Consider the following 11,609-nt stretch of genomic DNA (forward strand, 5'->3'; position numbering starts at 1 on the left):
CTCTCCGCTTAAAACTTAATCTTTTCCTACCAGGGGATCTTTTTGTGCTGTCCGCACAATCTGGGGCTGTTCAGTGTGCGGAAGACCGGGGCGTTGTTTTATTTCACAGCGTTCACCATGAGAGCCACTTCCTGGCGGGTGGCGTAGCTCTGGGGCCGTGAGCCGTCAGTAATGCCCTTAGCCTTGGCTTCCTCTAATAGGGCTGCCGCCCAGGCGCTGACGGGCTGCGCAGCCCGCTCGGATTCAATTTTGACGTACTCATCCCGGACGATGGCCCGGACTTCCTTCTCCGTCAAATCGCTCTCTCCCTTCATCGCCCGGGCCACGTCGGCCCGGAAGTCGTCCATGGTCTTGCCGTGCTTGGGGAACCAGTGGAGCACGTCCCCGTGGTTGGAGGCGATGCCCCGCTTATGGCCCTCGGCGTGGCAAATGACAACGCCGTCGGCCATGGGATCAAAGTGGAACTCCTTGCACAGCATGGCCGTCAGCTCCACCGCCTCTCGGTACACCGCATTGAAATAGCTGGCGTCCGTCAGGCCGTCCTCACAGATTTCAAAAGAGATGTGGGTGTCGTTGCCGCTGCCCTTGCTACCCTTTCCGCAGTGCCAGCCCCGCATGGTCCAGGGCAGGGTCTGGTAGGTGGCCACGGAACCGTCGGCCAGCTTGCCGATGAAGGCGTGGACGCAGGCCCCCACGCCTGGCATGTTCCAGTGGTTGTTGTTCTTGTTCACGCCAAGAAGGCCGTCGTCCGGGCCCACGTACCGCTTCAACCAGGGATTGTTCCCAGCGGTACTGTGGACCATGACGCCGTGGGGCACGATGGTCTTCCCGGCTTTGTAGCAGTCGTTGCGGGTCAGGAGGCATTTATGCAGGTTCATCGTCCGCCCCCGTCCGGGTGCCTCAGTACACATGGAGCCGCCGTACCAGGAGGAGCAGGTCTTATCCTTGGGGCACTCCAAACAATTTTTGATCTCGCTCATGTCCGTCCTCCTTACACGCCCACGGTCACAAGCAGGTCGATTGCGGACAATCCGCTGGGCAGCCCGCTCAGCGTGCCGTCTGACGCAATGCTGAACGTTGCGCTGGTCTTAGAGGGTGTGCCATACGAGGAACCGGCATAATAACCATCACCCACAAAGGCATATACCGTCGTTGTATAGTTACTTTTCTTAGAGCCGTAGCCCCACACCTTCACGGTCCCGGTCCCCTTGAAGCTTAACACTGCGGATGCCGACGTGATATGGTACGCCTCGCAGTTGTTGTCGCTGGAGCCGCCGCTGCCTCCGGAGCCCTCAAAACTGCCGACCACGCCGAAGATGGACACGCCGCTCTTGATGTTGCCCGGAACCAGGTTGGCGTCGCCTTCCACCGTCACGCTGGACAGGCCGTCATAGCCGGAATCAGGCGTGACAGTCTGCTCGGCGGCAGATGGCGTGACGGTCTTTGCCTGAAGGGTGGGAACGCTGGCTTTGGCTGTGCCAGTGACCTTCAACCCAGCATAGGAAGTGAAGGTTTTCCCTTCCGCGACATCGGCCGCTGTTGCGTCTCCCAGTTTTTCACCGTCACAATACATATTGACTGTACTACTGGATTCATATATTCGCTTTGCTGCTATTTTCCCGGATAGCCGCAATCTGGAATTTGAGTCATCCCACACAGCAGTTAACGTTTCCCATGACGCACCAGACCGAACTGGGACGTTGCCGGTGACTTTTTCACCTTTCACATAAGCAGTGACACCTTCTGCCATGTCACTCGCCGTTGCCGTGGCATCTGATGTATCAATTCCGCCGCCCTCGATCTGCCCGATCAGTCCTGCCAGACTCTCCACATTTGCGTTTTCCGGTACAGTTACGCCCTTGGCGGAGATCGCCGATTTAGCATCTGCCACCGCCCCGCTGATGCGGTCGATCTGTGTTTGTACACTCATTCGCTCACCCTCCTCAGATTGCAGCCAGAGCGTTCTCAATGTCGCCCGTCAGGCTGACAGTGCCGCCCAGAGTGTAGCCCTCCGGAATGGTGACGGAGGTTTGGGTCAGGCCGTCCATGGTCAAGCTGATGGACTCGGCCCCGGTCTTGTCCACGTAGTTATCCGGGATGGCGTTGACCGTCACCTTGCTCAACACTTTGCCGGAGGCGGGGGCGATCTCTTGAAGGGACTTGGTGGGTGTAACAGTTCTGGTCTCCAGGACGATCTTTACGGTTCCGCCGCCGCTGTGGTAACCCTTGGGGATGGTGTAGCTGACGGCGGCAGCGTCCAGGGTCTTGGCCGCGGCGCCGTTGTTGGGCATCGTTCCGGCGGTCACAGTTCCGTCCACCAGCACATATACCTTGCCGGCAAGCACGTCTTCCGCCGCCGCGGTAACACCGGACACGTCCTGGTAGGCGTCGGGAATGGGGGCCAGCGTCACGTCGGACAAGCCATAATACCCGGCGTCCGGCGTCACGTTCTGCTGCTTTTTGGTGGGGGTCACGCTCTTGCTCTGCAGGGCATAGTCCCCGCCGCCCGCCACACCGCTGACGGTGCCGCTGCCGTTGTGATACCCGGCGGGGATGGTATAGGTCTCCCCCTCCTTGACCGAGACAGACACGGCCCCCTGATTGATCAGGCTATCAATGGCGGACGCCAGCGCGTCCAGATTGGCGGTGCTGGTGGACATGCCAAGCTCCACAAGCTTGGCTCGGATGGTGTTGCGGTTGGTTTGGATGCGGCTCAATTCAGCTGCAATGCTCATGGTCGATCCCTCCTCAGATCGTCTTTAATAAGACTTCAATGTTTCCCATGGCGGAATGGACTGCCGCAGAAGTGATGGGCAGCGTGTTGTCCTGCTCCGCCGCGTCGGCGGTGTTGACGCTCAGGACGCCTTCTTTCAGGGTCAGCGTCTCGTCGGTGGTAAAATAGGTCCCGCCGGAGCCGCCGGCGGGCAGCGGAAACACGCTCTCCACATAGCTGTGGCGCTCCAGATCCCACACCAGCCAGAACCCATGGTCTCCCGGGATGGACGGGTGCTCGTTCAACTCCCGGATACGCCGCTCCACCTGGGTAAATTCGCTGGGCACCGTAGGCCACTGGCCCGTCCCGGACAGCGAGGGCGGGATAAACGCGGAAATGATGTTGGTGTGCCGCACCACGTCCCCCTGGCTCCCCCGCAGCTGCATCTTGTAGTACCCGTTCTGGGACAGCTGGTCCTCCGTCAGGGTAACCCCAACGCCTCCCTCTATGGGCTCCAGGGCGATGACGTCCATGGCGCTGCCCACCTGGACCAGCATGGCCCACTCCCAGCCATCCGGAAGCTCTCCTGTCACCTCCAGGCGGCGGGACAGGTTGTCGTATTGCCGGGCGATGAGTTCTCTCGACTCTGTGAGCTGCCAATTCTGAAATGTGATCATAAAATCCTCCCTCCTAACCATACGAAGGAACAGTCGATTTGATGTATTCCTGCGCACACCCTTCCCCAGAAAAAGTTCAGTTTTCCATGACCCGGCCTTTCAGGCGCTTGATCAGGTCCTTGTTCAGGCCGTCATAACCACTCAAAGCAACCCAGGGCCATCATGCCGCGATTCCTCTTCTGTTCGCCTCATGTGCCGGAATCGAGGCCTCTACAAAAGTCTTCCTCTTATATATTGGTAGTGCATTCCCGGCAATCAACAGACTGGCCACCTTGACGGAACAGCAGCCGTTCTTGCATTTTAGTCGCCTGAAGCAAGCTGCGAAGTCAGATTTGGCCTTCCAGGATAACAGAAGCGCACAGCACAGTAGAAAAAATACCTGTAGAAAATTGGCTATTTTGCACAACGCCAATACACTAATAATTTCCCTTGATAAAAATTTGACGGAAACTGTTCCCAGTGACCCATATTGCGTCCCATGGCGGAAATATTTTAGGAAAGTGTCCGTGTGAGAAAGACAAGCTCCACCTTGCGTTTTTTCCGCAAGGTGGGTACCAACTGATTCCCGGGCAAAAAAATTTTGACGTTTTGGAGACGGTTTCCCTTTTATAATCCTATCACAGAGTCGGTGAACGGCCGACGCGTCAAAAGAAACCTAAGAAAGGGCGGAAATTACAAATGGATTTTGGCTTCAACGATGAATACAAGATGATACAGAAAATGTATCGCGACTTTGCGGAAAAAGAGATCAAGCCTCTGGCTGAGGAGATCGACGAGAACGAGCGCTTCCCCAAGGAAAGCATTGAGAAGATGGCCGAGAACGAGATGCTGGGTATTCCCTGGCCTGAGGAGTACGGCGGCGGCGAGGGCGACTACCTGAGCTACGTGATCGCTGTGGAAGAGCTGTCCAAGGTTTGCGCCTCCACCGGCGTTACCCTGTCCGCTCACACCTCCCTGGGTTCCGCTCCCATCTATGACTGGGGCACCGAGGAGCAGAAGCAGAAGTATCTGACCCGTCTGGCCAGCGGCGAGTGCCTGGGCGCTTTCGGTCTGACCGAGCCCAACGCCGGTACCGACGCCTCCCGTCAGAAGACCACCGCCGTGAAGAAGGGCGACCATTACGTACTGAACGGCTCCAAGTGCTTCATCACCAACGCCGGTGAGGCTGGCATCTATGTGGTCATGGCCATGACCGACAAGGAGAAGGGCAACCACGGCATCTCCGCCTTCATCGTGGAGGACGGCTTCGAGGGCTTCTCCATCGGCAAGCACGAGAAGAAGATGGGTATCCGCGGCTCCGCCACTGCCAGCCTGATCTTCGAGGACTGCATCGTCCCCGAGGAGAACCTGCTGGGCAAGGAGGGCGAAGGCTTCAAGGTCGCCATGCATACCCTGGACGGTGGCCGTATCGGCATCGCCGCTCAGGCTCTGGGTATCGCCCAGGGCGCTCTGAACGAGGCCATTGCCTATGTCAAGATGCGTGAGCAGTTCGGCAAGCCTCTGTCCGCATTCCAGAACACCCAGTTCGTCATCGCCAACCTGGCCAACCAGGTCGAGGCCGCTCGTCTGATGGTCTACCGCGCTGCTTGGGCCAAGGACAACCACCTGCCCTACTCCGTGGAGTCCGCTCACGCCAAGCTGTTCGCCGCTGAGACCGCCATGCGCGTCACCACCGAGTGCGTGCAGCTGCTGGGCGGCTACGGCTACACCCGCGAGTATCCCGTGGAGCGCATGATGCGCGACGCCAAGATCACCCAGATCTACGAGGGTACCTCCGAGGTTCAGCGTATGGTCATCTCCCGTTCTCTGCTGAAGTAAGAGAACAAGATCTGCTGCAATACCGCGGGAGATGGGCATAGGGATAACCCAATTGCCTATTGCCCATCTCCCTTATTTGTAGTATAATCTAACCGATTTAGTTTACTAATATGGTGCTGTGATGTTGGGGGGCCCTTTTTCGCAGCGAACGGCAATATTCTCTATTTAGAAGGGCCTTTTAGCTTCCCAGCTTCCCGAAGCTCCGGTTTATGTGTTGATCGGAATCAAATGGCTTCCATTGACGGCAACTTCCTTTGCAAGCGCCGTCTTATGAAAGTCATATGATTTATAAAAAATGAGGGAGGCAAATTATTATGGCAGAAAACAAGATCACCACGCAAGAAACTGAACAGGAACGTGTGGAACGAGAGCTGAGAGAAAAAGTCGGCGCAAAGATGGATAAATCCGCTTTGACCGGCGCCAATATCTTTAAGTTCCTCTTCTTCGCAATCGTCGGCATCATCTGCTTCTTCGTCAACGTTACCATCGGTGACAAGAGCGGCGTGCCCATGGTCCTGATCGTCAACCTGGTTAAGGGCGCCATCAAGGCTCACTTTGACGTGATCGTTACCGTCATCTGCGCTTTCATCTTCGTGGGCTATGTGATCGGTAAGTTCATCAAGAAGGACGGTTTCTTTGGTAAGTTCTTCGTAAAAGACGGCATCGTCAACGGCGTTCTTTACCTGATCGCTATCGTTGTCTGTATCCTCTGCCTGTTCAATGTTGGCCCTGCCGCCATCCTTGATGGCAATGTCGGTCCCGAGGCTGTTTATCTGGGCGGTTCCTGCCTGGTCACCTGCTTTGTTGCCGGCTGGCTGGTCAACTTCCTGACTGAGTTTGGTCTGCTGGAGTTCCTGGGCGTGTTGATCTCTCCCATGATGCGCCGTCTGTACAAGCTGCCCGGTGAGTCCGCCATCGACGCTCTGTCCTCTTTCGTGGCTGCTCCCGCTGTCGGCGTGTTTATCACCAACAAGCTCTACAATGAGAAAGTGTATACCAAGAAGGAAGCCAGCTGCATCATGACGAACTTCTCCGTGGTTTCTCTCGGTCTGTTCGCTCTGATCTGCTCCAACGTCGACCGCCCCGATATGTACGGCAAGGTCGTTCTCACTTCTCTGATCTGCGCTTTCATTATGGCGGCCATCGTCATCCGCATTTGGCCCCTGAGCAAGAAAGCCGATACTTACATTGACGGTACTGTTCAGTCCCCCGAGCTGCGCAAGCCCGGCAAGTACACCAAGGACACCCTGTCTGAGGCTTTCACCGCCGGCGTCACCAAGGCCCGTGATGGCAGCTGGAGAATCCTCTACACCTGCCTGGGCGACGTGCTCGGCTTCACTCTGAAGATCGTCGCTTTCGTCGTTGCCGTCGGTACCATCGTGCTGTGGCTCGGCTTTAACACCCCCGTCTTCAACTGGCTCGGCATTCCCATGATCCCCTATCTGAACCTGTGCCAGGTGCCTGACGCTGCTGTGGTCGCTCCCTCTACCCTGATCGGTATCAGTGAGGTTCTGCTGCCCTCCATGCTCATCGCCGGCAAGGATATCACCGAGTGCGCCATCTTCTTCGTCTGCGTGCTCAGCACCGTTCAGATCATTTTCTTCGACGAGAGCGCCAACGCCATGCTGGCCTCCGACGTCGAGTGGAAGGCTTGGGAGCTCGTCGCTATCTTCCTGATTCGTACCCTGATCGCGATCCCCATGGTTTCCATCTTTGCGCACATTTTCTTCCCGGTGTAATTGCTGTATCTTAAATCTGAGTATCTGAGATCATAGCTTTGAACTGAGAACAGAACTTGTGCCGTGAAGCATCAAAGGTTTTTGTTTGAGGAGATGTTGCTATGAACAAAGCGTTAAGCGGTGTTCGGGTTCTGGACTTCACCCAGGTCCTGGCCGGTCCGTTCTGTACCATGAACCTGGCCGACTTCGGTGCGGAAGTCATCAAGATCGAAAGACCCGGAACCGGCGATGGGAGCCGGATCTTTGGCCCCTTCGTCAATGGCCAGAGCGGCTACTACACTCTGGTCAACCGCGGCAAAAAAGGGATTACCCTGGACCTGAAGCGCGGCAAGGATATCATCTATGACATGGTCAAGAAGTGTGATATTGTTGTTGAGAACTTCAAGCCGGGCGTGATGGATAAGTTGGGTTACTCCTATGAAAAGCTCAAGGAGATCAACCCCGGTATCATTTACTGCTCCATCTCCGGCTTTGGTCAGGACAGCCCCATGCGTGACCTGCCCGCCTACGACATCGTGGCTCAGGGCATGTCCGGTATGATGAGCATCACTGGCTACCCCGATACGCCCCCCGCCCGTGTGGGCAGCTCTCTGGGCGATGTCAGTGCCGGCCTGTATGCGGTGACCGCCATTCTGGTTGCCCTGTACAACCGTGAGCGTACCGGCAAGGGTCAGTACGTGGACGTGGCCCTGCTGGACAGCGTCTTCGCGTTTGTGGAGACCAATGTCGTCCGGTATACCATCGGCGGCGTCCATCCCACCCGCGTCGGCGCCCGTCATCCTCTGAGCGCCCCCTTCGATATCTACCGCTGCAAGGACGCTCATGTCATCATCGCCGTGGCCAGTGATCCTCACTTCGCCAAGCTGTGCGAGATGATCGGCCAGCCCGACCTGATCAAAGACCCGAAGTTCGATTCCGATCCCCACCGTTCTGAGAACGACGTGGAGCTGAAGGCGATTCTGGAGAAGTTCTTTGCTGACTACACGGTGGCCGAGGCCATTGAGATGATGCAGGCACGCTCCATTCCCTGCGGCCCCCTGTGCACCGTGGACGAGGCTTGTGAGAACCCCAGCATCCTGAAGCGTGAGATGCTGGTGGAGATCGACCAGCCCGGTATGGGTAAGGTCAAGATCACCGGCAACCCCATGAAGCTGTCCGAGACTCCCGCCGATCCCAGACATCCCGCGCCTCTGCTGGGTCAGGATACCAAGGAGGTCCTGCACGACATCTTTGGTTACAGCGACGAGCAGATCGCCAAGTGGGAAGAGGAAAAAGTGTTCTGATTTTTTAAAAATCATACATTAAATAACAACATACTAGGAGGAAACACATTATGGATTTCAAGTACACTGAAGACCAGCTGGCGCTGCGCCGCGCCGTCCGCGAGTGGGCCCAGAGCTATCTGGCTCCCAAGGCCGAGGAGATCGACGTTAACAACCGCTTCCCCACCGAGACCATCGAGGCTCTGGGCGAGCAGGACCTGATGGGCCTGGCTTATCCCGAGGAGCTGGGCGGCGCTGGTTACGATGCCATTTCCGAAGCCATCGCCATGGAGGAGATCTCCGCCGCTTGCGCTGCTACCGGTTCTATCATCACCGGTCACTATCTGGGCTTCGACGCTCTGTATCTGGCTGGCAACGCCGAGCAGAAGGAGAAGTGGCTGCGCCCCGCTCTGGAAGGCGAGAAGTATGCTGCTTTCTGTCTGACTGAGCCCGCTGGCGGTTCTGACATGACCTCCAACAAGACCACTGCCGTTCTGGACGGCGACGAGTGGGTCATCAACGGCGTGAAGCACTTCATCACCGGCGGCGCTCACTGCGACTTCCTGTGCTGCTTCGCCATCACCAACAAGGAAGATCCCCGCCACGGCATGACCTGCTTCGTGGTCGAGAAGGGCAACCCCGGCATGAAGATCGCCTCCGAGGATAACAAGATGGGTATCCGCGGCGCCCGTACCGCTGAGATCGTCTTCGATAACTGCCGTGTTCCCAAGGAGAACATGGTTGGCGAGCTGAACGGCGGCTACCGTCTGGCTCTGGACGTGGTTGACCGCGGCCGTATCGGCATCGCCGCTATGTCCGTTGGTATCGCCCAGTCCGCTCTGGATCTGGCCATCAAGTACGCCAAGGAGCGCGAGGTCTTCAAGCGCCCCATCGCCAAGTTCCAGGGCATCCAGTGGATGCTGGCCGACGCCGCCACTCAGGTGGAAGCCGCCCGTATGCTGACCTACTACGCCGCCGACCTGAAGGAGCAGGGCGTTCCCTTCACCAAGCAGGCCGCCATGGCTAAGATCTTCGCCGCTGAGGCCGCTCACAAGGTGGTCGACACCTCTCTGCAGATCCACGGCGGTTACGGCTACATGAAGGAGTACCCCATCGAGCGGATCTACCGCGACCAGCGCATCACTGAGCTGTTCGAGGGTACCTCTCAGGTCCAGAAGATCGTTATCGCTGGCCAGCTGCTGCACTGATTCAGTCCTTATAGGTCTCTGATACAGGACAAGGTAAAGCTCAGATAGCTTCATATTAAGAGCAAAGATATGGGCAAATCTTGGTTTTACAGGATTTGCCCATATCATTTGAAAAAATTAACGCGAAATCGGGACCTCCGATACGCGCCATTTGGGAGGATAAAACATGAATGTACTGGTATGTATCAAGCAAGTACCGGATAACGCGGTAGTGCCCAAGCTGGACGCCGCTACCAACCGCGTCGTCAAGGACGGCGTGGAGACCATGGTTAGCCCCTTCGACCTGAACGCGGTCGAGGCCGGCCTGAAGCTGGTCGAGGAGCACGGCGGCGAGGTCAGCGTGCTGTCCGTGGGCGACGACTCCTGCAAGACCACTCTGCGCATTGGCCTGTCCATGGGCGCTGCCAAGGCTTATCTGGTCAATGACCCCGCGCTGGAGGACTCCGACACCTGGGCCACCTCTTACACTCTGGCCAAGGCCATCAAGTCCATCGGCGAGTTCGACGTGATCCTCTGCGGCAAGCAGGCCATCGACGACGACGCCGGCCAGGTCGGCGCAGGCATTGCCGAGCAGCTGGGTATTTCCCAGATCACTTATGTGAACGAGATCAAGGAAGTCACCGCCGACACTCTGACCGCCAAGCGCGTTAGCCCCGCCGGCGAGGAAGTGGTCGAGGCTAAGCTGCCCGTCCTGCTGACTTGCGAGAAGTCCCTGAATGAGCCCCGTTACCCCACTCTGAAGCGCACCAGAATGGCCAACCGCGCTGAGATCCCCGTCATGGACTGCGCTGCCATCGGCGCCGATGCGGCCAAGGTGGGCAAGAACTCTCCCTCCGCCATCAAGAAGCTGTACACCCCCGCTCCCCGTCAGAGCGGCGAGCTGATCAAGGGAGAGGCTGAGGAGATCGGTAAGATCGCCGTCCAGAAGCTCGTTGAGCAGAAGATCATCTGATAAGGGGGAACAAGACATGTCTAATAAGAATAGCGTATGGGTCTGCCTGGAGCAGACCGACGGAAAGATTGCCGGTGTCTCCTACGAGATGCTGAGCGAGGCCAGAAAGCTGGCCGATCAGCTGTCCACCGAGGTCTGTGCCGTCCTGATGGGCGCTCAGGTCCAGGATCAGGCTAAGGAAGCCTTTGCCTATGGCGCGGACAAGGTCTATGTCTGCGACGACGAGAAGCTGAAGGATTACCGCACTGACAGCTACTGCAAGGTGCTGGAGAATCTGGTCAAGGAGAACACCCCCGACATCCTGCTCCTGGCCGCCACCACCAACGGCCGTGATCTGGCTGCCCGTCTGGCCAGCCGTCTGGAGACCGGCCTGGCTGCCGACTGTGTGGCTCTGAATCTGGAGGATGGCCAGCTGGTGGCCACCCGTCCCACCTACGGCGGCAACATCATGGCCGACGTGGTCTTCCCCGAGAAGCGTCCCGCCATGTGCACCATCCGTCCCAACGCTCTGTCCAAGTCCGAGCCCGACGCCTCCAAGACCGGCGAGGTCATCGCTGTTGCCATGGATGCTGATGAAGCCGAGCTGCGGACCAAGGTCCGTGAGGTCCTGGCCAAGGCCAGCGGCGAGATCAGCCTGACCGACGCCCAGATCATCGTCTCCGGCGGTCGCGGCCTGGGCGATGCCAGCGGCTTCGACCTGATCCGTGAGTTTGCCCAGACTCTGGGTGCCGCCGTGGGCGCCTCCCGCGCCGCCGTCGACGCTGGCTGGATCCCCTATGAGCACCAGGTCGGCCAGACCGGTAAGACTGTCGCCCCCAAGCTGTACATCGCCTGCGGTATCTCCGGCGCCCTGCAGCACCTGGCCGGCATGAAGACCTCTGACGTGATCGTGGCCATCAACAAGGACGAGGAGGCCCCCATCTTCGGTGTGGCTAACTACGGCATCGTGGGCGACCTGTACAAGGTCATTCCCGTGATGATCGAGGAAATCAAGAAGGTTCTGGCTACCCGCTAACCTTATCTGGTAAAACACCAGCCGGGCGCGGCTCCCGTGGGAGCCACCTTCCGCGGCCTGTCCGCGCCCCAGCTATTTAATAAGAACGGAGGAATTTCAGCATGAGCTATGCTGCTGAAGCTATGACCATCAAGCTGGACTACGAGCTGCCTGAGTATCCCACTTTTGAGGAGGGTCTTCGCCGCGCTCCCCGCCGCGAGTCCCACCTGAGTGAGGCTGACAAGG

The 11,609-nt window shown here is 57.9% G+C and carries 10 protein-coding genes; 6 read left to right on the forward strand and 4 right to left on the reverse strand.

The window, feature by feature from the left end:
* Positions 1 to 98: 98 nt before the first annotated feature.
* The 4 genes from I6E39_RS10525 to I6E39_RS10540 are packed head-to-tail and all read right to left on the reverse strand — an operon-like array spanning position 99 to position 3,390.
* Positions 99 to 980, reverse strand: coding sequence for a peptidoglycan recognition protein family protein (locus I6E39_RS10525; protein WP_478358475.1), 882 nt, complete (start codon positions 978 to 980; stop codon positions 99 to 101).
* Positions 981 to 991: 11 nt separating this feature from the next.
* Positions 992 to 1,930 (reverse strand): hypothetical protein, encoded by a 939-nt coding sequence (locus I6E39_RS10530; protein WP_235381539.1) that lies wholly within the window; start codon positions 1,928 to 1,930, stop codon positions 992 to 994.
* 13 nt (positions 1,931 to 1,943) lie between these two features.
* A complete protein-coding gene (locus I6E39_RS10535) occupies positions 1,944 to 2,735 on the reverse strand; it encodes a hypothetical protein (RefSeq protein WP_235381540.1) in 792 nt (263 codons plus the stop codon).
* 13 nt (positions 2,736 to 2,748) lie between these two features.
* A complete protein-coding gene (locus I6E39_RS10540) occupies positions 2,749 to 3,390 on the reverse strand; it encodes a hypothetical protein (protein ID WP_235381541.1) in 642 nt (213 codons plus the stop codon).
* A gap of 678 nt (positions 3,391 to 4,068) precedes the next feature.
* Between I6E39_RS10540 and I6E39_RS10545 the strand changes: the two genes are divergently transcribed.
* From I6E39_RS10545 to I6E39_RS10570, 6 genes are all read left to right on the forward strand, one after another.
* On the forward strand, positions 4,069 to 5,208 hold the full coding sequence (locus tag I6E39_RS10545) for an acyl-CoA dehydrogenase (RefSeq protein WP_235381542.1): 1,140 nt from the start codon (positions 4,069 to 4,071) through the stop codon (positions 5,206 to 5,208).
* 314 nt (positions 5,209 to 5,522) lie between these two features.
* Positions 5,523 to 6,947 carry a YjiH family protein gene (locus I6E39_RS10550; RefSeq protein ID WP_235381543.1) on the forward strand — a complete coding sequence of 475 codons (1,425 nt, stop codon included), beginning with the start codon at positions 5,523 to 5,525 and terminating at the stop codon, positions 6,945 to 6,947.
* Positions 6,948 to 7,048: 101 nt separating this feature from the next.
* A complete protein-coding gene (locus I6E39_RS10555; protein ID WP_235381544.1) occupies positions 7,049 to 8,230 on the forward strand; it encodes a CaiB/BaiF CoA transferase family protein in 1,182 nt (393 codons plus the stop codon).
* Positions 8,231 to 8,280: 50 nt separating this feature from the next.
* On the forward strand, positions 8,281 to 9,417 hold the full coding sequence (locus I6E39_RS10560) for an acyl-CoA dehydrogenase family protein (protein WP_235381545.1): 1,137 nt from the start codon (positions 8,281 to 8,283) through the stop codon (positions 9,415 to 9,417).
* 166 nt (positions 9,418 to 9,583) lie between these two features.
* A complete protein-coding gene (locus tag I6E39_RS10565) occupies positions 9,584 to 10,369 on the forward strand; it encodes an electron transfer flavoprotein subunit beta/FixA family protein (RefSeq protein ID WP_235381546.1) in 786 nt (261 codons plus the stop codon).
* A gap of 16 nt (positions 10,370 to 10,385) precedes the next feature.
* Complete coding sequence (locus tag I6E39_RS10570) at positions 10,386 to 11,384, forward strand: electron transfer flavoprotein subunit alpha/FixB family protein (protein WP_235381547.1); 999 nt, start codon at positions 10,386 to 10,388, stop codon at positions 11,382 to 11,384.
* The last annotated feature ends 225 nt before the right edge of the window (positions 11,385 to 11,609 follow it).

The sequence above is a fragment of the Pseudoflavonifractor phocaeensis genome, from assembly GCF_021531375.1.
Lineage (GTDB): Bacteria > Bacillota > Clostridia > Oscillospirales > Oscillospiraceae > Lawsonibacter > Lawsonibacter phocaeensis_B.

Coding starts and splice junctions, on each gene's coding strand:
- I6E39_RS10525 (WP_478358475.1), bottom strand. CDS start 980: ATGAGCGAGATCAAAAATTGTTTGGAGTGCCCCAAGGATAAGACCTGC.
- I6E39_RS10530 (WP_235381539.1), bottom strand. CDS start 1,930: ATGAGTGTACAAACACAGATCGACCGCATCAGCGGGGCGGTGGCAGAT.
- I6E39_RS10535 (WP_235381540.1), bottom strand. CDS start 2,735: ATGAGCATTGCAGCTGAATTGAGCCGCATCCAAACCAACCGCAACACC.
- I6E39_RS10540 (WP_235381541.1), bottom strand. CDS start 3,390: ATGATCACATTTCAGAATTGGCAGCTCACAGAGTCGAGAGAACTCATC.
- I6E39_RS10545 (WP_235381542.1), top strand. CDS start 4,069: ATGGATTTTGGCTTCAACGATGAATACAAGATGATACAGAAAATGTAT.
- I6E39_RS10550 (WP_235381543.1), top strand. CDS start 5,523: ATGGCAGAAAACAAGATCACCACGCAAGAAACTGAACAGGAACGTGTG.
- I6E39_RS10555 (WP_235381544.1), top strand. CDS start 7,049: ATGAACAAAGCGTTAAGCGGTGTTCGGGTTCTGGACTTCACCCAGGTC.
- I6E39_RS10560 (WP_235381545.1), top strand. CDS start 8,281: ATGGATTTCAAGTACACTGAAGACCAGCTGGCGCTGCGCCGCGCCGTC.
- I6E39_RS10565 (WP_235381546.1), top strand. CDS start 9,584: ATGAATGTACTGGTATGTATCAAGCAAGTACCGGATAACGCGGTAGTG.
- I6E39_RS10570 (WP_235381547.1), top strand. CDS start 10,386: ATGTCTAATAAGAATAGCGTATGGGTCTGCCTGGAGCAGACCGACGGA.